Origin of the sequence: Nitrosopumilus sp. Nsub (genome assembly GCF_001541925.1) — an archaeon.
GTDB lineage: Archaea > Thermoproteota > Nitrososphaeria > Nitrososphaerales > Nitrosopumilaceae > Nitrosopumilus.
Genome location: NZ_LQMW01000019.1, coordinates 127,167 through 150,632 on the forward strand (window position 1 = coordinate 127,167; position 23,466 = coordinate 150,632).

26 protein-coding genes, 2 tRNA genes and 1 rRNA gene are annotated in these 23,466 nt (G+C 33.4%); 9 read left to right on the top strand and 20 right to left on the bottom strand.

What is annotated here, in order from left to right; genetic code table 11:
* The first annotated feature begins 8 nt into the window (after window positions 1-8).
* Window positions 9-398 (top strand): hypothetical protein, encoded by a 390-nt coding sequence (locus AW732_RS05430; RefSeq protein ID WP_067959641.1) that lies wholly within the window; start codon window positions 9-11, stop codon window positions 396-398.
* A gap of 23 nt (window positions 399-421) precedes the next feature.
* Complete coding sequence (locus AW732_RS05435; protein ID WP_067959643.1) at window positions 422-1,897, top strand: leucyl aminopeptidase; 1,476 nt, start codon at window positions 422-424, stop codon at window positions 1,895-1,897.
* 2 nt (window positions 1,898-1,899) lie between these two features.
* Here the strand turns inward: AW732_RS05435 and AW732_RS09000 are convergent, their stop codons facing one another.
* Window positions 1,900-2,028, bottom strand: coding sequence for a hypothetical protein (locus AW732_RS09000; protein WP_256381645.1), 129 nt, complete (start codon window positions 2,026-2,028; stop codon window positions 1,900-1,902).
* A gap of 54 nt (window positions 2,029-2,082) precedes the next feature.
* Window positions 2,083-2,202 (bottom strand): 5S ribosomal RNA (rrf, locus tag AW732_RS05440).
* A gap of 94 nt (window positions 2,203-2,296) precedes the next feature.
* On the opposite strand from rrf, the gene AW732_RS05445 reads away from it, so the two are divergent.
* Both AW732_RS05445 and AW732_RS05450 read left to right on the top strand, forming a co-directional pair.
* Window positions 2,297-4,084, top strand: coding sequence for a ribosome biogenesis/translation initiation ATPase RLI (locus tag AW732_RS05445; protein WP_067959646.1), 1,788 nt, complete (start codon window positions 2,297-2,299; stop codon window positions 4,082-4,084).
* Between the two features lie 5 nt (window positions 4,085-4,089).
* The gene (locus AW732_RS05450) at window positions 4,090-4,917 is read left to right on the top strand and encodes a class I SAM-dependent methyltransferase family protein (protein ID WP_067959799.1); all 828 of its coding nucleotides are present in this window, start codon (window positions 4,090-4,092) and stop codon (window positions 4,915-4,917) included.
* Here AW732_RS05450 and AW732_RS05455 read toward each other — a convergent pair.
* Complete coding sequence (locus tag AW732_RS05455) at window positions 4,910-5,140, bottom strand: transcriptional regulator (RefSeq protein ID WP_067959651.1); 231 nt, start codon at window positions 5,138-5,140, stop codon at window positions 4,910-4,912. The two genes, AW732_RS05450 and AW732_RS05455, sit on opposite strands and share 8 nt — an antisense overlap.
* 41 nt (window positions 5,141-5,181) lie before the next feature.
* Window positions 5,182-5,679, bottom strand: coding sequence for a ribosomal protein S18-alanine N-acetyltransferase (gene rimI, locus AW732_RS05460; RefSeq protein ID WP_067959653.1), 498 nt, complete (start codon window positions 5,677-5,679; stop codon window positions 5,182-5,184).
* A 73-nt stretch (window positions 5,680-5,752) separates the two neighbouring features.
* Between rimI and AW732_RS05465 the strand changes: the two genes are divergently transcribed.
* Complete coding sequence (locus AW732_RS05465) at window positions 5,753-6,859, top strand: site-2 protease family protein (RefSeq protein WP_067959656.1); 1,107 nt, start codon at window positions 5,753-5,755, stop codon at window positions 6,857-6,859.
* Here the strand turns inward: AW732_RS05465 and AW732_RS05470 are convergent.
* Window positions 6,851-7,933 (bottom strand): transcriptional regulator, encoded by a 1,083-nt coding sequence (locus AW732_RS05470; RefSeq protein WP_067959658.1) that lies wholly within the window; start codon window positions 7,931-7,933, stop codon window positions 6,851-6,853. The two genes, AW732_RS05465 and AW732_RS05470, sit on opposite strands and share 9 nt — an antisense overlap.
* Window positions 7,934-7,983: 50 nt before the next feature.
* Between AW732_RS05470 and pyrE the strand changes: the two genes are divergently transcribed.
* Complete coding sequence (gene pyrE / locus AW732_RS05475; protein WP_067959660.1) at window positions 7,984-8,589, top strand: orotate phosphoribosyltransferase; 606 nt, start codon at window positions 7,984-7,986, stop codon at window positions 8,587-8,589.
* Window positions 8,590-8,700: 111 nt separating this feature from the next.
* On the opposite strand, the gene AW732_RS05480 is transcribed toward pyrE, so the two are convergent.
* Window positions 8,701-8,774, bottom strand: a tRNA-Ile gene (locus AW732_RS05480).
* 41 nt (window positions 8,775-8,815) lie between these two features.
* Complete coding sequence (locus tag AW732_RS05485; RefSeq protein WP_067959663.1) at window positions 8,816-9,448, bottom strand: iron-containing redox enzyme family protein; 633 nt, start codon at window positions 9,446-9,448, stop codon at window positions 8,816-8,818.
* Window positions 9,449-9,529: 81 nt separating this feature from the next.
* Between AW732_RS05485 and AW732_RS05490 the strand changes: the two genes are divergently transcribed.
* Window positions 9,530-9,608, top strand: a tRNA-Glu gene (locus AW732_RS05490).
* A 40-nt stretch (window positions 9,609-9,648) separates the two neighbouring features.
* Window positions 9,649-10,500 (top strand): polyprenyl synthetase family protein, encoded by an 852-nt coding sequence (locus tag AW732_RS05495; protein WP_067959668.1) that lies wholly within the window; start codon window positions 9,649-9,651, stop codon window positions 10,498-10,500.
* Here AW732_RS05495 and AW732_RS05500 read toward each other — a convergent pair.
* Genes AW732_RS05500 through AW732_RS05550 form a run of 11 tightly spaced genes read right to left on the bottom strand, consistent with a single transcriptional unit; the run spans window position 10,490 to window position 20,821 of the window.
* On the bottom strand, window positions 10,490-11,974 hold the full coding sequence (locus tag AW732_RS05500) for an NADH-quinone oxidoreductase subunit N (RefSeq protein ID WP_067959671.1): 1,485 nt from the start codon (window positions 11,972-11,974) through the stop codon (window positions 10,490-10,492). The two genes, AW732_RS05495 and AW732_RS05500, sit on opposite strands and share 11 nt — an antisense overlap.
* A 13-nt stretch (window positions 11,975-11,987) precedes the next feature.
* On the bottom strand, window positions 11,988-14,063 hold the full coding sequence (locus AW732_RS05505; protein ID WP_067959674.1) for an NADH-quinone oxidoreductase subunit L: 2,076 nt from the start codon (window positions 14,061-14,063) through the stop codon (window positions 11,988-11,990).
* Between the two features lie 3 nt (window positions 14,064-14,066).
* Window positions 14,067-15,620: an NADH-quinone oxidoreductase subunit M gene (locus AW732_RS05510; protein WP_067959676.1), complete on the bottom strand. Its 1,554-nt coding sequence runs from the start codon at window positions 15,618-15,620 to the stop codon at window positions 14,067-14,069.
* On the bottom strand, window positions 15,620-15,925 hold the full coding sequence (nuoK, locus tag AW732_RS05515) for an NADH-quinone oxidoreductase subunit NuoK (RefSeq protein ID WP_067959680.1): 306 nt from the start codon (window positions 15,923-15,925) through the stop codon (window positions 15,620-15,622). Before nuoK ends, AW732_RS05510 begins: the two co-directional genes overlap by 1 nt.
* Complete coding sequence (locus AW732_RS05520; RefSeq protein ID WP_067959683.1) at window positions 15,906-16,418, bottom strand: NADH-quinone oxidoreductase subunit J; 513 nt, start codon at window positions 16,416-16,418, stop codon at window positions 15,906-15,908. Before AW732_RS05520 ends, nuoK begins: the two co-directional genes overlap by 20 nt.
* Window positions 16,411-16,911, bottom strand: coding sequence for an NADH-quinone oxidoreductase subunit I (locus AW732_RS05525; RefSeq protein WP_067959686.1), 501 nt, complete (start codon window positions 16,909-16,911; stop codon window positions 16,411-16,413). The genes AW732_RS05520 and AW732_RS05525 overlap by 8 nt, the downstream gene beginning before the upstream one ends.
* Window positions 16,908-18,221, bottom strand: coding sequence for an NADH-quinone oxidoreductase subunit NuoH (nuoH, locus tag AW732_RS05530; protein WP_067959689.1), 1,314 nt, complete (start codon window positions 18,219-18,221; stop codon window positions 16,908-16,910). The genes AW732_RS05525 and nuoH overlap by 4 nt, the downstream gene beginning before the upstream one ends.
* Window positions 18,222-19,358, bottom strand: coding sequence for an NADH-quinone oxidoreductase subunit D (locus tag AW732_RS05535; RefSeq protein WP_067959692.1), 1,137 nt, complete (start codon window positions 19,356-19,358; stop codon window positions 18,222-18,224).
* A gap of 2 nt (window positions 19,359-19,360) precedes the next feature.
* Window positions 19,361-19,924, bottom strand: coding sequence for an NADH-quinone oxidoreductase subunit C (locus AW732_RS05540; RefSeq protein WP_067959695.1), 564 nt, complete (start codon window positions 19,922-19,924; stop codon window positions 19,361-19,363).
* A complete protein-coding gene (gene nuoB / locus AW732_RS05545) occupies window positions 19,924-20,448 on the bottom strand; it encodes an NADH-quinone oxidoreductase subunit NuoB (RefSeq protein WP_067959805.1) in 525 nt (174 codons plus the stop codon). The genes AW732_RS05540 and nuoB overlap by 1 nt, the downstream gene beginning before the upstream one ends.
* A gap of 40 nt (window positions 20,449-20,488) precedes the next feature.
* Complete coding sequence (locus tag AW732_RS05550; protein ID WP_067959698.1) at window positions 20,489-20,821, bottom strand: NADH-quinone oxidoreductase subunit A; 333 nt, start codon at window positions 20,819-20,821, stop codon at window positions 20,489-20,491.
* A 154-nt stretch (window positions 20,822-20,975) separates the two neighbouring features.
* On the opposite strand from AW732_RS05550, the gene AW732_RS05555 reads away from it, so the two are divergent.
* A complete protein-coding gene (locus tag AW732_RS05555; RefSeq protein ID WP_067959701.1) occupies window positions 20,976-21,440 on the top strand; it encodes a peroxiredoxin in 465 nt (154 codons plus the stop codon).
* A gap of 11 nt (window positions 21,441-21,451) precedes the next feature.
* Here AW732_RS05555 and AW732_RS05560 read toward each other — a convergent pair whose 3' ends face one another.
* Together AW732_RS05560 and AW732_RS05565 are read right to left on the bottom strand one after the other, a co-directional pair.
* Complete coding sequence (locus AW732_RS05560) at window positions 21,452-21,967, bottom strand: acetyl-CoA carboxylase biotin carboxyl carrier protein subunit (protein ID WP_067959705.1); 516 nt, start codon at window positions 21,965-21,967, stop codon at window positions 21,452-21,454.
* A 5-nt stretch (window positions 21,968-21,972) separates the two neighbouring features.
* A complete protein-coding gene (locus AW732_RS05565; RefSeq protein WP_067959807.1) occupies window positions 21,973-23,460 on the bottom strand; it encodes an acetyl-CoA carboxylase biotin carboxylase subunit in 1,488 nt (495 codons plus the stop codon).
* Between the last annotated feature and the right edge of the window lie 6 nt (window positions 23,461-23,466).

Here is a 23,466-nt window from a genome sequence, read left to right on the forward strand (position 1 = left end):
ATGTAAATGTGGAAATTAAAAACAAGATTCCAATTGTACTTTTTGATGATCAATGTTATGTTTGCATAAAATTTGCAACAATTGTAAATTTTTTTTCAAGAGGAAAAATTACAATGATAGGACATTATTCAGATTTTGGCAAGAAAATTCGAGAAGAAATTTTAGATGATTCAGCATTAGAGATGTTTTGGTTTATTGATGAATATTTTGCAAGTGGTGGAAGAGCAGCATTATTGCCATTAATCAAATCAATTTTCTCTACAAAATCAAGAAAAACAAAATTTGCTCAAATGGATACTATTTGCAGTAATGAATGTAAGAGTGTAAAAGCTGTATTTGTCAGATCATTTACATTAATTACAAATAGTAAGAAATTGGCATATAAAAAATCTAAATAATGCTTTGAAAACAGAAGGATATAATGAAAATTAAAGTAGAGAGTTCTGCAAAAAGAAAAACAGAACTTCTATGTGGATTTGTTTTAGAAGATTCAAACAAAGTTTTAGGATTACCAAAAGTAGACGCTAAGACATCTTCTTCAATAAATCAATCACTTAAAGATATGAATGGTAAATTAGGAAAATTAACAATTATTCCAATTCCAAGTAAAAAACAGGCTCAAAGAATTCTTCTTGCAGGTATTGGGAAAAAAGAAAATATTACAAATGATACAATAAGATTTGTTTCAGGCAAAATTGCACAAACAGCAAGAGAATTAAAATTAAAAGAATTTTCAATTATAACTCCACCAACTTTTGTAAACGATTCAATTTCTTCAGTTTCACAGATTGTGGAAGGTGCAAAAATGTCATTATACAAATTTGATAAATTCAAAGCTGAAAAAATAGAAAAATCACCCGATATGACAATCATAGTTTCTAAATCAAGCAAAATTTCAAAAGCAATCAAAATTGCTGAAGCTGTTGCAGATGGCGCAATATTTACAAAAAGTATTGGAAATTTACCTCCAAACGAATGTACTCCAACAACATTAGCAAACTTTGCTAAAAATATCTCAAAAAAGAATAAAATGAAATGTTCTGTAATTTCACAACCAGAATTAAAGAAGAAAGGATTTGGAGGAATTACAGCAGTAGGTAAAGGAAGTAAAAATGAACCAAAATTAATTACAATGGAACATAACAATGGTCCTAAAAATCAAAAACCAATTGTTTTAGTTGGAAAAGCAGTGACATTTGATACTGGCGGAATTTCATTAAAACCAGGACAAAGTATGGATGAAATGAAATTTGATAAATGTGGAGGATGTACAGTGTTAGGAATTATGAAATCAGTTTCTGAATTAAAATTACCAATTAATGTAGTTGGAATAATTCCTTCAGTAGAAAATATGCCAGGAGGAGAAGCATATAGACCGGGAGACATAATAAAACTATACAATGGAAAAACTGCAGAAATTCTAAATACAGATGCAGAAGGCAGGCTTATTTTAGCAGATGCATTAGCTTATGGTGAAAAACAATATTCACCAAAAGCAATAATTGATTTTGCAACTTTAACAGGTGCATGTATAATAGCTCTAGGAAATAATGTAGCAGCAATTGTTTCAAACAATAATCAATTAACAGAAAAAATTACAAAATCATCTAAATCAACAACAGAAGAGGTTTGGGAATTACCATTAACACAAGACTATATGGATATGATAAAATCAGATGTTGCAGACATTAAAAATATTGGAATTGGAAGAGCTGCTGGAACTATAACAGCTGCTGCATTTTTGAAAAGTGCTATCAAAGATACACCATGGGCACATCTAGATATCGCAGGTGTTGCATGGACCCAAGGAGCAGCAACAAAAGATAAACCATATAATCCAAAAGGTGCAACAGGATTTGGTGTTAGATTAATTTTAGATTATTTACAGAAATTATAAAATTAGTAACCTCTACTATTTCTATCAGGTGTTCCAACATTTGGATTTCTCCAACCATGTTTTTCCATCATATGATTTAGTAATCTAATGTCATTATCACATTTTTGTCCACAAACACTACAGTTTGACATTGAAATCAATTCAACCCAATTGAATGGGTATTAAAAGATTGATTGGAAATTAGAAAATGCCAGCACTGTTGCTTCCCAAGAGCTCTCGCATCTTAGTAGCACAACAGCGACATCAGGTTTGACTTCTAAGTTCGGAACGGGATTAGGTCGCACCCTGACGCTATGGCCGGCTTGAAAATCATACCATAATTCTAATGTATTAAGGTAACGACAGATTTGAAATCAACTCAAAATAGGTATAAAGCAAAGAAAATATCGAATTACAACTATGACACATAGAGTTGCAGTATTAGATCAAGATCTATGTCAGCCTCAAAAATGCGGATTAGAATGCATAAAATATTGTCCAGTCAACAAATCAGGCGCAGAATGTGTTACAATTCATGAAGAATCAAAAAAAGCGCAGATTGATGAAGATATTTGTAATGGTTGTGGAATATGTGTCAAAGTATGTCCATTTGATGCAATAACGATTGTTAATTTAGCAAGTGAAATAGCTACAGATAAAATCCATCAATATGGCGTAAATTCTTTCAGATTATACAAATTGCCAACCCCAAGAAAAGGAGAGGTTGTTGGATTATTAGGTAGAAATGGAATGGGAAAAAGTACAGTCGTAAACATTCTTTCTGGAAAACTAAAACCAAATCTTGGAAGATACGAAAATCCACCAGAATGGGATGAAATTTTTAAACATTATAGTGGAACAGAGTTAAAACAACATTTCCAAAAAATTGAACAAAATCAAATTCGCGCATCAATTAAACCACAACAAATCCATCATCTTGCAGAAGCATTTGATGGAACAGGAAATGAATTACTTGATAAATATGATGAAAGAGGAATTACAAGAGAACTAGTAAGAGAACTAGGATTACAAAATTCAATGGAACAAAGTTTGAAAGAACTTAGTGGAGGTGAATTACAAAGAATTGCAGTAGCTGCTGCTGCATCAAAAGATACAGAATTCTATTTTTTTGATGAACCATCATCATACAACGATGTATTTCAAAGAACAGGTGTTGCAAGAGTAATTCAAGGTTTAGCTAAAATTGGAAAAAGTGTGATGGTTGTAGAACATGACTTGACATTATTAGATTTTCTTAGTGATTACATTGAAGTGTTATACGGGGAACCAGCTGCATATGGAATTGTTTCAAATATTTTATCAACTAAAATAGGAATCAATGTTTTTCTTGATGGGTATTTACCAAACGAAAATGTCAGGTTTAGGGAGAAAAAATTTTCTATGGATGTCTCATCGTCTTCAACAGATATTTTTCAAGAAGATACAGAGATAGTAAATTATCCAAAATTAGAAAAGAAATTCGATTCATTTTCAGTATCAATTGAGCCTGGAAGAGTACGAAAAGGTGAAGTTTTAGGAATAATGGGTGCAAATGCTCTTGGAAAAACAACAATGATGAAAATGATTGCAGGGGTTGAAAAACCAGACGTAGGTTCAGTAGATAAAAAGATCAAAATTGCATACAAACCTCAGTATCTTCAAAACGATATCGATGTAGAAGTAATTGCACTTTTAGAAAAAGCAAATGGAGGACCAATCGAAGGAAGTCAAGAAGAAGAACAAATTCTAGATCCATTAAAAATTAAAAAACTATACAACAAATCAGTAAAAAATCTCTCCGGAGGAGAACTTCAAAAAATTGCTGTGGCATCATGTTTAATTCAGAAAGTAGATTTGTATGCACTAGATGAACCTTCAGCATTTTTAGATGTAGAAGATAGAATTGCAGTTGCAAAATTTTTACAAAAATTTGTTCGTTCATTTGGAAAATCAGCAATAATTATTGATCATGATTTACAATTAATGGATTTAATGTCAGATTCAATGATAATATTTGAAGGCGAATCAGGAAAAGCAGGAATTGCCACATCACCACTTCCAAAATCAGAAGCAATGAATAGATTCCTAAAATCTTTAGATATGTCATTTAGAAGAGATGAAAAAAGTTTGAGACCAAGAGTAAATAAAATAGAAAGCAGATTAGATAAAGATCAAAAAGCATCAGGAAACTTTTACTACAAACATTGACTCGAATGCTAAAAAAAGCACTAGAAAGCGTTTTGACATTACAAGAAAGTAATGAATTAATCTCAGCATTTGATCAGATAGGAAACATAATCATTGTTAGAATTCCAGATTCATTATTATCTAAGAAAAAAATTATTGGAGAAACTCTACTAAATGAAGTAAAAATTGTAAAAAGTGTATTTTATCAATCATCAGCAGTGGATGGGGATTTTCGTACAAGAAATCTTGAAATCCTAGCTGGTGAAGACAATACCGAAACTGAATACAAGGAATTTGGATGTAGATTTATTGTCGATGTAGAAAATGCATTTTTCTCACCAAGATTATCAACAGAAAGAGAAAGAATTGCAAAATTGACACAAGATGGAGAAATTATTACAAATATGTTTGCAGGAGTAGGAATGTTTTCAATAATGGCTGCAAAAAAGAAAAAATGTACAGTATATAGTCTCGATTTGAATCCAGTTGCATCAAAACTTTGTGAAAGAAATATTGCAATTAACAAACTAGCAGGAAAAGTGATTTCAATCAATGGTGATGCATCAAAAATTATTGAAGAACAATTAATTGACAAATCAGATAGAACACTGACATTATTACCAGAGAGGTCAGATGAATTTTTAGATTCTGCAATAAGTACAACAAAAAGTGGTGGAATAATTCATTATTATTCACATATTCATGCTGACAAAAAATCAGAAGCTGGAAAATTAACTGAAGAACATTATAAAAAAATCACACCAGTAAAATCAGAAATTCTTGGGTCAAAAATTGTTAGAGCAGTTGGTCCACGATATTACCAGACTGTTGTTGATGTTAAAATCACTAAGTAGATGAATCATCAGCTGATGTAATAGTAGCAGACGTAGGTTTTGTCGTTGCCATTACATATCCTATCCAAGCAACAATACCAAGAATACCACCAACTGCCATTAGAACGGATAATTGTAAAACAATTGGAGACCATTCGGACAACATTAGTAAATATGCATAAACAAAGAATCCACCAATACATAAAACAAAAATTAGAACTCCCATTCCTTTACGTTTATCCATATCGGAAAATTTTTTCGGACTTATTTATTGTTTTAATATAATTAATTCAATTCAGTTGCCATCAAATAAGCAGATTCACCATCACGATAGTATGCATTAAGTTCTTGTTTAATTACAAATCCAAGTTTTTCATAAAGGCGAACAGCATCAGTATTACTGCATCGAACTTCTAAGTAGAATTCATCACAATTCCTGTTCTTTACACCAATTACAGATTCTTCAACCAGTGCTTTTCCAATTCCTTTTTTTCTATACTCATCCAATACTGCAATAGATACAACATGGCCTTTTTTTACAAAACCCAATTTTTTAAAATTTGAGAAACCAAATTCAGTTTTACACATTTCATATCCAACAATTTTACCATCAATTTCTGCAACCAAAAATGCTTCAGGCAATTCTTGGAGTAGTGATTCATAAAAATAATCAGAATAATGTTCAGGTAAAGTTTTGAGATTAATTTCCATAACAGAAATTAGATCGCTTTGGGCCGCTCTACGAATATTACAATCACCAATTTGTCTCAAAATCACTTGCACAATAACAAGATAAAACAATCAATATTTAATTTTAAACAAAAAGATCATTAATGAATAAAAAATAGGAAAATAGATGGTTGAAGATTCTCAGGATGGTGTAATTTCATTAGTTAATTCAATTTTCAATGTTGAAGAATTTACAAAAACAGAATTTACTTTACAATTTAAAATTACTAATTCAGATTTTCAAACAAAATTTGAAAATTTAGCTAGAGCATTAGAAAATATGAGCTATGTTTGCAAGGTAGTAAAAAAAGATGAAGATATTTGTATTGAAGTTCAAAAATTTACAATAAAAAAACCAAGAAAATGGCTCAATGCAACATGGACACCCAGAATATTGTTTGCAATTGTAATTGGGTTTGTAATGATTGACGGGCATTATAGAACATCAGGAACAAATTTCATCATAGATATTGGAGAGCCATTTGAAATGGCAATTGTCTACACACTTGCATTATTAGGAATTTTAGGAACTCATGAACTTGGTCACATTATTGCAGCAAAAGCACATAAACTAAAAACAAGTTGGCCTTACTTTATTCCAGGTCTACCAATAGTTGGAATTCCTACTTTTGGTGCATTTATTCAATCAAAAGGACTAACAATTAATCGCAATATCTTATTTGATGTTGCAATTGCAGGACCAATTGCAGGATTAGTAATTGCAGTTATTGTATCGCTTTATGGTGCATATACTGCTCCAATATTAGACCAAGAAATTGCCGAAGGACTTTTTGCAGAACAAGTGTTAATGGAATGGGAACAGGGAGAACCAATACTAATGACTGCAAGTTTAGCAGTATTTGGCAAAGGAGGTCCAGGTCATGAAGTAATAATGACACCAGTAATGTTTGCAGCGTGGATTGGATTTTTAATTACGTTTTTGAATTTACTTCCAGCATGGCAACTTGATGGTGGACATATGGCAAGAACTCTTTTGGGTCAAAAAATCCATAGATATGCAACATATGGAAGCATGTTGATACTTGTTTTGTTAAATTATTGGTTAATGGCAATCTTAATTTTAGTAATGTCAATGAAAAATCCAAGTGCAACTCCACTTGATGATATATCACCCCTTACACGAAATAGAAAACTGGCGTATATTGGAATTATAGTACTAGCAATTTTATGTGCACCGCTCCCATCAGGATTGTTTTCAGGTATTTTACCTTAGAAAAAGCCTAGCACCATCTGCAACTACTGCAACTTTTTGTCTAGCACCTTGTGTTTTTAAAATATAATCCATTGAATATTTAATGCCAGGTAAAGAAACCATATCAAGTTTTTTTACATAAAATTCAGGTAAAATAGATACCAAACCAATTTGAAAATTCTTTTGAATTTCAGAAAGAAAAAGTAAATCTTCCATTCCATTAATGTATTTTGTAGGATTTCTTAATTGTTCAAGTGTTATCCTATCTTCGATATATTGTTGAATAGCATCTGAACCTAACCCACTTTTACATTCAGCAACTAAAATTGCTAGTCCATCTTTTTTGATTGCATTTGAACAATTCCATAGAGATGATAATGAATTTCCCAAAGTATCATTACTTGCATCCTTACCAGTACTCATGATTACTGTTTTGTGTTCACCTACATCTTTAATTGAATTTGATTCTAGAATTTTTGTTGTAGAAAGTGTTTTTGAAGGATGACCTATTGTAAAATCAATTATTCCTTCAGAGTTTGCAATAATTTCAATTGCTTGTATTTCAAAATTATCTACAAATTTTTTTGCTTCAGTTAAACTTTCAGGATATTGTCCGGGTGTTGGAAGATTACCTTGTCTTTTAGCATATGCAGAAAGCATGGATTCTTCTCCAAATTTTTTGATTAAACGAGTTGCAACAATCTCATATCCAAACAAGCCATCAAAACCCATTTCTCCCATAAAAACAAGATTGGAATTTTTAATTTCAACATCATCAAATTCGTTTATGGAACTTCCTTCAGGAAGTCCAGATTTGACTAAATTTAGAATTTTTTTATCAGTTAAAATTTTTGGAAATGGTTTAGATTTTTGTTCACATAAAGTGAATAATGATGAGATAATTTTTAGAATAGATTTAGAATTATGTAAAACTACCAATTCCATAGGTTTAGATAAATCAAGAGTGTTGAGTTTCTCTGTAATTGCTTGATCATCTAGAATTTTGCCATCAGAATCAATTTTTTGCTCTAAATTCTCTGCCTTTATATCCAAAACTACGTCTGTAATCCCATAATTTAACCAAATTTCAGGCATAATAGATAGTAAATACAAACCAAAATAAATCCAATGTAGTGAACTTTGGTATGGAATTTGTGAAAGAATTTGTAACCTTTTTACATCAAAAAGAGATAATTAGATTTGGAGACTTTACACTAGCCAGTGGAAAAAGTAGTTCTTATTATGTTGATTTAAGATTAGTTCCCAGTTATCCTCATGAATTTAGAATGATGATAAAACATCTAGAAAATCAAATAAGTGAAGATATAGGATTAGAAAATTTTGAAAGTATTGTTTCTGTACCAACAGGAGGATTAGTCATTGCTTCAGCATTAGCAATTGAAACAGTGAAACCACTGATCTATGTTAGAAGTAAACCAAAGGATTACGGAACTTCAAAATCAGTTGAAGGAAAAATTCATGACGATATGAAAGTTGTAATGATAGATGATGTTGCAACTACTGGCGGTTCAGTTGTAAATGCAATTAAATCACTAAGAGAAGTAAATGTTCCAGTAAAAGATACATATGTAATTGTAGATAGAATGGAAGGAGCTACGGAAGCCTTTGATGAACTGGGAGTAAAAATGCACTCAATTCTAAACATACTACAAATTGCAGAGACATTATATGAACAAGAAATGATTGATGAAGAAATACTAGACAAAGTAAAGAAGCAAATTAGTAAATAAATTAAGGCAGCTCAGACAAATGCCTTCCAATCATCAATTTCAGATATAACTCTGATTCTTCATTGCAGCCAGTAATTTTTGTATTGACTTATTTTAAAACTAATTGAAAAATGGGCCCGAAGGGCTTCGATCCCTTGGCTCACCGGTTATGAGCCGGTTACTCTACCAAGCTGAGTTACGGGCCCTAAAAGAACAAAAATTTTCTGAGGTATAAAATGTTATGAGATTAACAATATTCTTCATAACAACTGTCAAGTAACAAGTTTTGTGCTGAAACTGATTTTTCAGCAATTTCAATTAGGTCACTTGTATCAGCATTTGATTTTTCAAGAATATTTCTCCAAGATGCTGCATGTCTAATATCAGCCTCAGTATGGAGTTTGAAATATTCAGTTGCTTTATCAGTTGTAATTTGATAGAATTCAGATAATCCATCTAGTTTTGTTTGACTAATTTTTGGAATTTCTTTTTCAAATGCATACATGGCACATGCACCACCATCAAAAGTATTCATTAATTCAGCCAAATCAGATACAGCTTTATTGGTTTTTTCTAATCCAGAATATGGAATTAATTCATCTTCAGAAACACCAAGTTCTCCTGCAAAACTAATCCACGGTTTAATGTGATCAGATTCTTCTTGTTGATTATCAACTAATTCAGAAATTACAGAATTAGGTGCTTTTTCAATAATTGGTGCCATAAATTCAGGAACAGATTTTACAAGTTGAAAATATTCTTTTGAATATCCTGCTAAAGATTCCTGAGTTAATTTACCGTCAGACCACATTTCATAAAATGGATGTTTTAGAAGGCTTCTTTCTTCAATAATTTTATCAATTCTTTGAATTACATTCATAATTCTTGTCTAAATTTGCCAGTACAAAAATCTTTGTTGTGTACCAAAAGATTTTATGATCTAAAAGAAAAATTTCCATGGGTTCCAGTGGTGTAGACCGGTCAAGCATACTGCCCTTTCAAGGCAGTGATCCCGGGTTCAAATCCCGGCTGGAGCACCAAGATTTAATTACTAATGAAGAGGGATTTTGATCAATTATCTTGGACAGAAAAAATATCGAAATTAACCCTCTGCTTGAGACATATGGGGAATATATTAAAAAAATTGATCTGGCATTAGATAAAGAACTATCATTATATTCAGAATCGGAATTTATTGAGCCTCTAAAATATTCATTGGAAGGTGGAAAAAGAATTCGACCAATTATTTTAAGTTTAGCTGCTGAAAGTATTGGAGAAATAGATGAAAACGTTTTAGCAGCATCATGTGCGATAGAATTTTTACATATGGAGTCAATAATTCACGATGACATCATCGATGATGAAACTATGAGAAGACAAAAGGAACCATTTCATGTAAAATATGGTTACAATACAAGCGTCTTAACAGGTGACTTTGTTTTAGGATTAATTCTTGCAATTTCATCAAGATTAGATAATGCAAGAATTACAAAAGATTTAGCAACTACTGCCATGTTAATGAGTGAAGGAGAAATTATTGAAGGCAGGTTAGAAGAAAGTGGAGATATTACATTTGATGATTATTTGAAAGTAATAGAATACAAAACTGCAACTGCATTTGAAGTTGCAGCAAGGATTGGAGGAATTGTAGCCAATGGAACAGAAGAACAAATTGAAGCATTAACAGGATATGGAAAAAATCTTGGAATTGCATATCAAATAAGAGATGATTTACTAGATTGGAAAAATGAAGAAAAATTATTTAATTTACTAATTAAGAAAAGTGTTGATCCAAGAGATGGATTTAACAAAATGGAAGACCTGTTAAAAGAATATTCAGAACAAGCAAGATCATTTTTGAGAAAGATTCCAGATGGTGAAGCAAAAATAAATTTAGAAGAATTAATTAAATTTACTTCGTTTAAGGCATAGAACCTAAACTAAGTACTGGTGTTGCAAGTTCTACAAATTTAATCAATGGTTCTGGATAAACACCAAATCCTACCAAGAAGATTGTTGAGATGATCATTATTGCCATTACAGACTTTGGTTCAATAACTCTCTTTTCAGTTTCTCCTTCAAAGTACATTTTCCTTGTTAACCAACCATAGTAAGCTAATGACAATGCACTGTTCAATACACCTGCAATTGCAAGCCATGGAGCCCACCATAATGCAGTACCTGCATCTAATGCACTTCCAAATAACATCAATTTACTCCAGAATCCAGAAAGTGGAGGAACGCCAGCAAGTGCAAATAATGCAATTACCAAACCTAATGCAGTAACAGGCATTCTTCTTCCAAGTCCTTTTAATTTATCAATATGAGTAACTGCAAGGGTTGTTACAATTCCTGCAATTGCAATAAATGCAGCACCTTTCATAACTGCATGATTCATTATTTGATACAAAGAACCCTGTAAACCTAGAGAACTGTGTGGTGCAACTGCAAGTCCAATCAAAATGTAACCTGCATGTGCAATACTAGAATATGCCAACATTCTTGAAATATTCTTTTGCATAATTGCTGCAATATTACCAATAGTCATTGTCATTACTGCAATTATACCAAGGGCCAAAGTCCAATCAAGATGCAGTACCACCATTCCCAAAATTACAATTCTAATTGTTGCAGCAAATCCAGCTTTTTTGGTTGCTGCTGCAAGAAGTGCAGTAATTGGTGCAGGTGCACCTTCATAGGTATCGGGAAGCCATTGATGGAATGGAACTAATCCCATCTTGAATCCAAATCCTGCGATAAACAATCCTACTGATAATAACGCTAGTGGAAGCATTGATGGATCAAGTGTGGAATAACCTTGAATGACTTCCCCAATATTTGTAGAACCAGTTAATCCGTATGCAAGGGAAATACCATAAACAATAATTGCTGAAGATAATGCACCAAACAAGAAATATTTCAAAGCAGCTTCATTTGAGCTTGGGTTCTTTTTCCTAAATCCAACCAAAATGTATGTTGGAATACTCATTAGTTCCCATGCAACAAATAACATTACAAGATCAGTTGAGTATGCAACTAAAACCATACCAATAGTTGCAAGTAAAATTAGAGAATAGTAAACAGCCGGAGAGTTATGTTTTCTCATGTAATTAAAGGAGCCAACAGTAGTGAACAAAGCAACTATCAACATGGCAATTGCAAAGAAACCACCAAATGCATCATCAACAACTACATCTTCAGCAAACAGAGCAGACGGAGACACATTTTCTTCTAGGAATTGATATCCAACATATCCCATAGATACGATTAATGCTGCAAATGCAATAATGGCATAAAATGTATTAGAACCTTGTTCTTTTCGTGCAATGCTAATTATTGGAAGTAGAATTCCAACGGTACCCAATATACCGATTATTACAAGAGGAGTTGAAGTAATTTCTAACATGTCATCAAATCTCCTACATCAACAATATCAGAACTACAAATAATAATCCTGCTCCAAATACAAATAGATACGATTGTGAAACACCGGTTTGGGTTCCTTGAATAACTTTAGCACCCCAACTAGCGGCTTTTTGAACGCCGTCATTCATACCATAATCAATTGCTGTTTTCTCAAAGTATCTTGAAACGCCTCTAGCCAACCATAATGGTGTTGTAACAAAGCACCAATAGACAATTGCGTTAAGATACCATCTGTTTAAGAAAAGCTTGTGAATTGCATAAAAGAAAATATTTGAATTTACAAATTTAACAGGATCAACCCATCTTCCAATGTAAAAGATGTAACCTAATCCAATACCAGTAGCAAATGCTACTAAGGATGCACCTAATGCAACTGGATTAAGTCCTTGTAAGAATTCTGGTAATATTGATGATTCATCTGCTGCTGCATGTGAACTATAAATTCCAAATGAGTTTTTAAGATAATATTCAAACGTATGATGTAATCCTTCTTCTGCAGACAATCCAATAATACCAATACCAATTGTCAATACTGCAAGTATACCATATGGAACCCACATAGATACTGATGCTTCATGAATGGGATGTCCTTCCTCTTCCATCTTTTCAATATGTTTACTCTTCTTACCAAAGAATACCAAACCAATCATTCTTGTGGTATAGAATGCTGTAATTATAGCAGTTAAAACTGCGATAGCAAATAATGGTAATGCCCATTCATTTCCAGATTCATATACTGCTGCAAAGATTGCATCTTTACTCCAGAAACCTGTTGTGATAAATGGTGCACCCATCAAACCAAGACCTGCAGCCCACATGAATGCATACGTTTTCTTCATATGCTTTCTTAGACCACCCATATCTGTCATAAATCGAGAACCAACAATATGCAACAAAGAACCTGCGGCCATGAATAATGAAGCCTTGAACATTGCGTGAGAAATTAAGTGGAAAAATCCTGCAGTATAACCATCAACATATTGATGAGATAATCCTGCTACACCTAAAGCCATCATCATATAACCAATTTGAGAACCTGTAGAATATGCTAATACTTTCTTAATTTCTGGATTAACCATACCTTGTGTTGCTAACAGTAGTGCGGTAATTGCACCAACCCAAGCAACAATTTCAAAGAATTGATCTGCTAAAATTCCTGCAGCACCTAAAGCAAATACAAGTGGACCAATTCTTGCAACTAAGAACACACCAGCTTTAACCATTGTTGCAGCGTGAATTAATGCAGAGACTGCAGTAGGTCCAGTCATTGCTTCTAACAACCATTCATTTAATGGGAATTGTGCAGATTTACCCATTGCACCACCAAAGAGTAAAACAAATGCAGGAACTAACAACCCTTGAGCAGCCATAGCAGTTGCCCAATCAGTATTACCCATTAATTCTTTAAATCCAAAAGTACCTGCAAACAAGAATATCAAAAGCATACCAGCAATCATCATCACGTCTCCAACTTTTGTCATGATGAATGCCTTCATACCAGCGTGTGTTGGAGCATAGTAATCTAACATTCCAAGAACGGTACGTCCTTCAGTACCAACATGATCTTTCTTTTTATCACGATACCAAAAGCTGATCAAAGCATAAGATGCAAGTCCTACACCTTCCCATCCAAAGAATACTTGTAACAAGTTATCAGATAATACAATTAATTGCATTGAACCAATAAAGAACATCATCCAGAACCAGAATCTTGTTATGTCTTTATCGCCTTTCATGTATCCTGTACTGTAAATCATAATCAAGAATGAAATCCAAGCAACAACATTTGCCATTATAATTGAAAGTGGATCCGCTAAGACTCCAGCTTTAAGACCAATTGCTTCAATCCACATAATTTGATGATGAAGTTCATGGGCCTCTAATGCAACAGGAATCATAGTAGCAGCAGATATTGCACTCATTAGAGCAAATCCAACTGCAATGAATTTGGTTGCGTTTTGAGATAATTTTCCAATACCTGGCATAATCATTGCTGCTGCAAATGGTAAAATCCAAACTAACCAAGCACTTAAAGTTCCAATTTCAAATCCCATTAATTCAGTGGCCATAATCTAAACCCCCATCACTCCATTCATGTACGGAATAATTGTTTTCAAGAAGATATCAGGATAAATTCCAACTACAATTGAAAATCCTGCTAATATCATCATTGGAATTGTCATGTACCAACTTCCTTCTTTAACATTTTGTAGATGTTCAGGAAGTTTTCCAAAGAATACACGTTTTAACATCCAAAGCATGTATGACATTGTTAATGCAGTTGCAACAAGACCTAATCCAAATGCTACTGCTCTAACTGTAGAACCTTCTGCAATTGCAGTTTCTAATGCACCATAAAACATAATCCATTCTCCCATAAAGCCACTAGTTGGTGGAACACCCATTATTGTTAATGCACCAATTACGGCACATACTGCAGTTATTGGCATCTTACCAGCAAGACCTCCAAGTTTAGAGAAGCTTCTAGTTCCAACTTTTACAATAATAATTCCAGCCATCATGAAGAGAATACCTTTACCAATTGCGTGAGTTACATACATCATTTCAGCACCTGCAAGACCATATGCAGACATTGAACCTATTCCAAATAGCAAATACCCCATTTGACTGATACTTGAATAAGCAAGGAATCGTTTCAAGTCATCTTGCATTAATGCCATAGCACCACCATAAATCATAGTAACAAGACCCCAAATGTGGAACCATATTGCAAGTTCTGAAAAGGTTGCAGGTAAGAATTCAACAATTAATCTAAAGATACCATAAGCTCCAATTCCGATCATTGCAGGTGACAATAATGCACTAATTGGTGTAGGTGCTGCACCGTGAACATACGGAAGCCAAATGTGATACATAAAAACTGCTAGTTTGACACCTAGTCCTATCGCAATAGCTACCGCGGAATACATCGCAATGTCTGCTGGTAGTTCAGATTCTTGAATATCAGCAAAATCAAAGCTACCTAATGTAAGACCTATCATCAAAAATCCCAATAATAAAACAACGGCACCAGCATGAGTCCAAAATAGGAACATTAAACCAATTTTTCTTCTTGGGCCATCACCCCATAAAGCAACTAAAAAGAAACCAGGAATCAACATAACTTCAAAGAAAATATAAAATTCAATCAAATTTGTTGCGAGAACTGTTCCAAGCATTCCCATTGCAAATACAAGATAAAGTGCAAAGTAAAGACCAGATTTTGCATTAACATAGTTTGTTAAAGCTGATGATTCAACAACAGATGATTGTCCACTTTCTGAATGATTGATTTTTTGTTCTTCTTCAAATTGTTCATGGAATTTATGAATCATGTATGGTTTGGAGTAGATTGCCAATATAGTGGACAAAACATAAATCATTATTGCAAATGGTGATGCAAGTCCATCCATTAAGAAACCAAACTCACCAAATTGTTCTGTCCATGGATAATGTTCTTCTACGGTTCCAGAAAGTGCTGCGTTAATTACAATTATTGTAGTGTATAATAAAATTGCAAATGTAAACCACATTGCAGGAGTTGGACCTACTTTTCTTCCAAGAATATATGCTACTGGCGATAACAATAATGGCAGGAAAACTGCTTGTAGTAATGCGTATTCCATTATCCTTTCAAGCTCCTAAAGTCTGCAATATCGACATTTTGATACATGCGGTATGCTACAATGATTAAGGATAATCCAACGGCTACTTCTGCTGCTGCAATTGCAATGGAAAATAATGCTAAAGTTTGACCACCACTATCTGGTATGAATCTACCAAATGCTACAAGATTTAGATTTGCTGCATTGATAATTATTTCAACAGCAAATAACATTCTAATGAAATTACGTTTTACTGCAAGTCCATAGATTCCTATTGCTAGTAATGCAATAGAAACTAATGTAAAATCAACTAACTCGTTGGTCATTCTCCACATCCTCTCTTCTAGCTAAAACTAATGCACCAGTTACAGAACCGGCTAAAATTAAACCCATCAAAATTAATGCAGGCCAATAATAAGTAACAAAGTCAGTACCAATATCTCTGAAATCAACTGCTGGTTCATCAGTAGTTATTGTTTTAATTCCAGAATCTAAGAATACAGCACCTAATGATACCATAACAACTAACATTAAACCAATTCCAGCAAACTTTCTTTTTCGGTCTTCAATTTTTTTGAAGATAAGTTCTCTTTTTACTAACATTACAGTGAATAAAATTAAGACAGCAATAGAACCAACATAAACTGCTAGTTGGAACAATGCAACAAATGGTGCATCAAGTAAAAAGAAGAAACCAGCAATACCACCAAGAGTCCCCATCAATGCAATTGAACCATAAATTAAAGATCTCATTTCAAGTGCTGCAATTGCAGAACCAATTGTGATAACAGTTAGTGCAAGAAATACAGCATCAGCCATGAGTAGCTCCATTTTTAGTAATTACAATTTCACTATCTTGTTCAACATAAGGTTTGACTGCAAGTTGTGCAGGGGTGTAGATTAAACCTTCTTTAGAAAAGGAGGATAATTCATAATCATTTGTCATGTATAGTGCGTAAAATGGACATGCATCTACACATAATCCACAGAAAACACATTTTCCATAATCAATTTGAGGCATGATAGATTTTTTATTTTGTTTTTGTTCTTCTGGAACTTTTACCATTGCAATTGCTTCAGCAACACCCTCACATGCAATAGAACATAATTGACATCCAGTACAGTGATCGTGGAATAACATATGGCGACCTTTTAGTCCAGCAATTCCGACACCTGTAGATGGATCAAATTGATAACCATCACCTACAAATTTTAGTTTCTCCTCAGGATAACGTAAAGTAAATCGTTTTGTTGCAATATGTTTAATTCCAGAATTTAGTGCACGTACAATTCCTGTAGCAGTATTTGTCATTGTAATCCTCCTGGCCCGAGCACTCCAGCGTAAACCAAAGCTAGTGCAATAAAGATGTTAACGAAAGCTAAACCGATCAATTTGGTCCATCCAAGATTTAACAACATATCAATTCTAATTCTTGGGAAAACACCTCTTGGTAATAGTATAAAGAAAATAACACCAACGGTTTTTAGAACAAACCATAATGTTCCATTAAGCATTTCTTGAGTAATTGTTTGGCTAAGTATTGGGGCCAATCCACCTATTTTTACTGTAACTGGACCCATTTCCATTCCATGAGTAGCAATTTCCATAGGGAATGGTGGAACTATCATTGGGCCATTCCATCCACCAAGGAATAATACTACAAATAATGCTGCAAATGCATAAAGTTTCAAATAAGTTCCTAATTGAACGAGTCCATACATCATTCCAGATAATTCAGTTAACCATCCAGCAACAATTTCACTTTCTGCTTCAGGTAAATCAAATGGAATTCTTTCTAATTCTGCAAGCATAGTAATGAAAAATACAATTGCACCTACTGGTAAAAATACAATCCACGGAAAACTAGATTGACTTGCAGCAATTTCAGATAAGTTAAGAGTTCCAGTAACCATTACAACTCCCAACAAAGATAGAATTAACGGAATTTCAAATGAAACCATTTGGAATAATGCTCTAATTCCTCCAATGAACGGGAATTTACTATTTGCAGACCATGCAGAAAGAATAGTTACAATTGGGAAAAATCCAATTACAGCAAATACTCCCAATAAACCCATATCTACATCAGCAACTACCCAGCCTGGGGCAACTGGAATTAACGCAACAAATGCTGCTGCAGATGCAACAAACAAAACTGGCGCTGCCCAAAAAATTGGTTTGTCAGCTTTCGCAGGAATGATAATTTCTTTTGAAATTAATTTTAAACCATCACCCATTAATTGTAAAATACCTTCAACTTTTCCACAGTAAAATGGACCAACTCTTAATTGTAATTTAGCCAACATTTTTCTTTCAATAAAAATTGTTCCAGCAGCTATTAGAGCAGCAAAACCAAATCCAGGAAATGCCATAATTTTAAACATATCAGTTGTCATAAATGCTTGAACAATTGGAAGTGTTCGCGTTGGATCCGCTAAATAAGTAAATGCCAAAAATGGCGTAAGTAATTCTCCATCAATTACAGGCATTGGAATAACGAATAATACCATCATAATTGCAGGAAGACCAATTAATGACAGAATTAGAATAGTCCAAACAACATCATCAATAATAGATTTGATAAACTCACTTAGTTTGAAATTTGGTGCAATAACAGACATTTATCGATCTGCCTCCACTGGCCAATAATTAAGACTCCAATAAACAGATGGCATGTTACCTAGTTTTTCACCTTTTAACAGATATGGTAATGCAATCAAATTTCTAAATGAACCAACACTTAGTTTTAGTCTATAAGGTTCTACTTTTCCATCAGAAACAATGTGACATCCTAAAGAACCTCTTCCAGATTCTACACGTTTGTATACTGAATCAAGTCCTTTTCCTTTTGGATTTGGTTTTAGTTTTACTCTAACAGAACCAGACTTTGGCATTTTTTCTAATGCTTGTCTAATAATTTTACAACTCTCCAACATATCAAGCCATGGAATTTTAGATCTTGCATATGAATCTCCTTCTTTCATTACAGGACTATGAACATCTAGCTCATCATAAACATCATAAGGTTCCTTTTGTCTAAGATCATAATTAACGCCACTAGCACGTAACACAGAACCAGTTGTACCCAATCTAATTGCATCTTCACGAGAAAGAACCCCAGTATCTTGAGTTCTTGAAATTAAAATTGGATTATCATAAAAGACTGCAGCATATTCTTTGATACGTTTTTCAAAGTAATTGACTTGACGTAAACATACTTCTTCAAAGTTTGGTGGCAAATCATTTCTAACTCCACCTGGAACAAAGTGTGCATGTGTAACTCTTGCACCACTAATTTTTTCCATCAAATCAATTAAGAGTTCACGATCTCCAGCTGGCCACATAAACATTGTAGAATGACCTAAGAAGATTCCATAAATTGCAAGCCAATACATGATGTAAATACAGCGATTTAATTCTGAACAGATTACTCGGACATATTTTGCACGTTCTGGGACTTCAATACCAAGTAATTCCTCTACACCCAAAACATATGGATAAAGAACATTACAAGAATCATGAATTACAGGTCTTTCTAAGTGAGGAATGTTTGTAATATAATTTCTATATTCAGCCATTTTTTCTTCACCACGATGCACATAACCAGGATCAGGATCACATGCAACAATATAATCACCATCAATTTGCACAACAATTCTCATATGTCCAGAACCAGGATGTTGTGGTCCAACATTGAGAGTCATTATTCTCTCATCAACTTTTTGGATTGCTAATCCAGGAGGTAATTCTGCAGTCATTTCTATCGTCCTTTTATTGCAAAGTCCTTTCTGAGAGGTGGTAAATCTGCCCAATCTTCAGGCAAAAGTAATCGTCTATTATCAGGATGACCAGTAAAATAAACTCCAAACATTTCAAAAACTTCTCTTTCATGAAATTCTACACTGTAGAATATATCTCTAAGAGAGGGTAATTTTGTTGCATCTTTACCAGGAAGTGGATTTTCCTCTCTTTGTGCTCTAGTAGATAAAACAAGAATTTGTTTAGCCAATGATGAGTCCGAATAGGAACCAATATGATAAACTACTTCAATTTCTTTATCTTGAGGATAATCTACACCTGAAACGGATTCTACGTGATCATAATTCAATCCATCTCGAACAAATTCAGCAACATCATGAACATCTTCTCTTTTAGCTTTAATTCCAACTCTATTTTCTTTAACAAATTCAACTTCGACTTTATCTCCAAATTTTTCAACAACTTTATCAGAAATACTTTTTTCAAAAGCAGGTAATTCTACTGGCTTTGCAGCTGGTTTTGCTACTGGCTTTGCAGCTGGTTTTGTTTCAGTATCAGAACTCATTATACAAACTTCCTAGCCTTCATTCTCTTGATTTTTTCTTGTAACAAAATACATCCTTGTATGAGAGTTTCAGGTCTAGGCGGACAACCTGGAACATAGACATCAACTGGAAGTACCCCATCAATTCCTGGAAGAACATTGTATGAATCAAAATACAATCCTCCAGTAATTGCACAAGCACCCATTGCAATCACATATTTTGGTTCTGGCATTTGATCATAAACTAATCTTAAACGTGGAGCCATTTTTCGTGTAATTGTACCTTGAACAACAATTAGATCACATTGTCTAAGTGATCCAAATGCTTCAATGATACCAAATCTTTCAACATCATATCTAGGACTAGATGCTGCACCAAACTCAACACTACAACAAGCTGTTTCAATATGCACAGGCCAAAGTGACCAAATTCTACCCCAATTGATAGCATAGCCCAATGGTTTGTCAATTGCCTTTTCCAAAATATCTCCTAGTTTTCCAATGAAGACATTTGCATTTTCTGGCGTTACTAGATCTTTAAGCAATTTTATTCCCAACCCCCATTAGCATGATTTGTATAAATAATTACCAAATTCTTCTTCTCCCAGATTGATAGAGTGCAAAAGACATTGCACCAAACATTATTGCTAAGAAGCCCATCATTGGTAAAGTTGCACTTTTTGGAAGTTCCAAAAGTGCACTGCCCCAAGCATATAAGAAAATTGCAACTACATCAAAAATTACGAACATCAAAATGTACGGGTAATACTGCATCATAAAATGAGTTCGACCTTCACCACTAGGAACTTGCCCACATTCCATTGGCAGGAATTTTACAGGATTGCTCTTTTTACGAGGTGAAATCATTCGAGAAATCAATAATGCGGGGGCCATTGCTACCACGGCAAAGCCAAACATCAATACTACGGTGCTGTAATTGCCCGCTATTTCTCCGACCAATTTAATTTTCATTTCTGAGTCTTATATAATAAGATGTGTTTCGTTTTTTCGATCGCATTTTAAAAAAGGGGAATTTGAAAAGTAATTAATATGATAATTGAAGAATTCGAACATGACATTGAATGTTGGCGATCTTGCTCCAAATTTTGAACTTCCTGATACAGAATTGAAGATGAGGACTTTGGAGGAATTTAAGGGTAAAAAGATCGTATTATCGTTCATAGTAGCAGCAAGCTCACCAGTATGCGAAGTTGAATTATGTACTTTCAGAGATTCATGGAAAGAAATTTCAGATATGGGTGCACAAATTATTTCAATCAGTAATGATGGTCCTTTTGCAAATAAAGCATTTGCAGAAAAATACAATTTCAATTTTCCATTATTAGGGGATTACACCAGTAAAACAATCAAAGATTACGACATTTTACTAAAAGATTTGTTACACATTAAAGATTACAATGCAGCAAAACGTTCAGTTTTCATAATTATGGAAGATGGAAAAATTGGATACAAATGGGTATCTGAAGATCCGTTAAAAGAACCAAATTACGAAGAAATTAAAAACTTTTTAAAATAAAATAATTTTTTTTATTCTATATCAGTGATGATATCGCCTTTAGCAACAGTTCCACTTTCTTTAGCTTTGATGTTTCGAATAACACCATCTTTGTGTGCTTTAACTGCAACTTGCATTTTCATAGACTCTAAAGTACAAACAACGTCACCTTTCTTCACCGAGTCTCCATGTTCAACTGAAATTGAAACTACTTTACCAGGAATTTGACTTTTCAATGCTGTTTGTGCTCCACCAGAACCACTTCCACCAGAATTTTTGTAAACGACTTTATCATAATGAGTATGTAAATTGATAATCATCGGCACATTATCTATAACAATATTCATTTCATTTGTGGATTGTTCAAGATATTTTGCCTTGTGATATTGTTGATTTAAGATAAATTCTATTCCACGTGAATTCATACTAATTATTTTTAATTTATGTTCACTATCATTAATTTTGATAATGTAGTCATTGTCACCGAGATTTTCTAGAATTTTTCCATCAAATGATTTTTCAATTTCTTGGATTTTAAAATTAGTCATATCTATCAGTCCAGCTTATTTTTCCAGTTTGCGCTATTGTTAGAATTATTTTGTACTTGACTCTTAAAGTATTCAGAATGAATAATTGCAGCAGCTAATGCGGCATCAGTTTTATTCTCTTTTTCTTTTTTAAGATCATCAGTTAATTTATCAATCATATCATAACGTTTCAAAAAGTCTGTGGACAATTCTCCATTTTTGTATTCTTCTGAATTGAGAATTGTTTTGTAAAGAGGAATAGAGGTTTCAACACCTTGTACGTACATATCATTTAATGCAGTAAGCATTCTAGTTCTAGATTCTTCAAATGTTGGTCCCCATGTACAGAGTTTTGCCATTAGTGAATCATAAAATGGTGAAACAGTACATCCAGGATAAAGATATGTATCACATCTAACATTAGGTCCTGAAGGAATTGTAACATCTGGAACAGGTCCTGTTGAAGGTGCAAAGTCCAAAAATGTATCTTCAGCATTAATTCTACATTCAATTGCATAACCATTCATCTTTAGATCCTTTTGTTTGAATGGTAGTGGTTCTCCATTTGCAATATCAATTTGTAGTTTAACAAAATCTAATCCTGAAACCATTTCACTAATTGGGTGCTCTACTTGGAGTCTTGCATTAATCTCAATAAAATAAAATTCACCATTATCAGCTCTTAAGAATTCAGCTGTACCAAGATTAGTATAATCAACTGCCTCTGCTGCTCTAACAACTATTTCACCAATTTCTTCTCTTTTTGCAGCATCTACCACAGGAGAAGGAGTTTGTTCAATTAATTTTTGATTTCTTCTTTGAATAGAACATTCTCTTTCAAAGAGATGTACTGAATTTCCATGATGATCTCTGCACATTTGATATTCAATGTGTCTTGTTTTTTCTAAGAATTTTTCAACAATGATTGCAGATTTTCCAACAGCTGCAATAGATTCAGATGTTACTGTTTCAAAACCTTCGTGTAATTCTTTGTCATTTGTTACAATTCTAATTCCACGACCTCCACCACCATAAACTGATTTTAACATAACAGGATATCCAATGTCATTTGCAATTTTTGCTGCGTCTTCTGCATCCTTTACTAAGCCAGGACTTCCAGGGACAGTTGGAACTTCAGCTTTTAACATTGCAGCTTTACACTCCATCTTATCACCACATAGATTCATTGAATCAGCAGATGGGCCAATAAATGTAATTTTATTTTTCTCACACAGTCTAGCAAAATCATCATTTTCAGAAAGAAAACCATAACCAGGATGTACAGCATCTGCACCAGATGATAACATTACATCTAGAATTTTTTCTTGATTAAGATATGATTTGGCCGGTGCTGCTTCACCAATGTGGTATGCTTCAGATGCTTGTTTAACATGTAATGAATTTGTATCTTCATCAGAGTATACAGCAACTGTTTTGATTCCAAGTGCTTTACAAGTTCTAATTACACGTAAAGCGATTTCTCCTCTGTTAGCGATAAGTACTTTCTCAATCATCTTCAA

Excerpts from the sequence above, each read along its gene's own strand:
- AW732_RS05435 (WP_067959643.1), top strand. The coding sequence starts at position 422 with ATGAAAATTAAAGTAGAGAGTTCTGCAAAAAGAAAAACAGAACTTCTA.
- AW732_RS09000 (WP_256381645.1), bottom strand. The coding sequence starts at position 2,028 with ATGTCAAACTGTAGTGTTTGTGGACAAAAATGTGATAATGACATTAGA.
- AW732_RS05445 (WP_067959646.1), top strand. The coding sequence starts at position 2,297 with ATGACACATAGAGTTGCAGTATTAGATCAAGATCTATGTCAGCCTCAA.
- AW732_RS05450 (WP_067959799.1), top strand. The coding sequence starts at position 4,090 with ATGCTAAAAAAAGCACTAGAAAGCGTTTTGACATTACAAGAAAGTAAT.
- AW732_RS05455 (WP_067959651.1), bottom strand. The coding sequence starts at position 5,140 with ATGGATAAACGTAAAGGAATGGGAGTTCTAATTTTTGTTTTATGTATT.
- AW732_RS05465 (WP_067959656.1), top strand. The coding sequence starts at position 5,753 with ATGGTTGAAGATTCTCAGGATGGTGTAATTTCATTAGTTAATTCAATT.
- AW732_RS05470 (WP_067959658.1), bottom strand. The coding sequence starts at position 7,933 with ATGCCTGAAATTTGGTTAAATTATGGGATTACAGACGTAGTTTTGGAT.
- pyrE (WP_067959660.1), top strand. The coding sequence starts at position 7,984 with ATGGAATTTGTGAAAGAATTTGTAACCTTTTTACATCAAAAAGAGATA.
- AW732_RS05485 (WP_067959663.1), bottom strand. The coding sequence starts at position 9,448 with ATGAATGTAATTCAAAGAATTGATAAAATTATTGAAGAAAGAAGCCTT.
- AW732_RS05500 (WP_067959671.1), bottom strand. The coding sequence starts at position 11,974 with ATGTTAGAAATTACTTCAACTCCTCTTGTAATAATCGGTATATTGGGT.
- AW732_RS05505 (WP_067959674.1), bottom strand. The coding sequence starts at position 14,063 with ATGGCCACTGAATTAATGGGATTTGAAATTGGAACTTTAAGTGCTTGG.
- AW732_RS05510 (WP_067959676.1), bottom strand. The coding sequence starts at position 15,620 with ATGGAATACGCATTACTACAAGCAGTTTTCCTGCCATTATTGTTATCG.
- nuoK (WP_067959680.1), bottom strand. The coding sequence starts at position 15,925 with ATGACCAACGAGTTAGTTGATTTTACATTAGTTTCTATTGCATTACTA.
- AW732_RS05520 (WP_067959683.1), bottom strand. The coding sequence starts at position 16,418 with ATGGCTGATGCTGTATTTCTTGCACTAACTGTTATCACAATTGGTTCT.
- AW732_RS05525 (WP_067959686.1), bottom strand. The coding sequence starts at position 16,911 with ATGACAAATACTGCTACAGGAATTGTACGTGCACTAAATTCTGGAATT.
- nuoH (WP_067959689.1), bottom strand. The coding sequence starts at position 18,221 with ATGTCTGTTATTGCACCAAATTTCAAACTAAGTGAGTTTATCAAATCT.
- AW732_RS05535 (WP_067959692.1), bottom strand. The coding sequence starts at position 19,358 with ATGACTGCAGAATTACCTCCTGGATTAGCAATCCAAAAAGTTGATGAG.
- AW732_RS05540 (WP_067959695.1), bottom strand. The coding sequence starts at position 19,924 with ATGAGTTCTGATACTGAAACAAAACCAGCTGCAAAGCCAGTAGCAAAA.
- AW732_RS05550 (WP_067959698.1), bottom strand. The coding sequence starts at position 20,821 with ATGTTTGGCTTTGCCGTGGTAGCAATGGCCCCCGCATTATTGATTTCT.
- AW732_RS05555 (WP_067959701.1), top strand. The coding sequence starts at position 20,976 with ATGACATTGAATGTTGGCGATCTTGCTCCAAATTTTGAACTTCCTGAT.
- AW732_RS05560 (WP_067959705.1), bottom strand. The coding sequence starts at position 21,967 with ATGACTAATTTTAAAATCCAAGAAATTGAAAAATCATTTGATGGAAAA.
- AW732_RS05565 (WP_067959807.1), bottom strand. The coding sequence starts at position 23,460 with ATGATTGAGAAAGTACTTATCGCTAACAGAGGAGAAATCGCTTTACGT.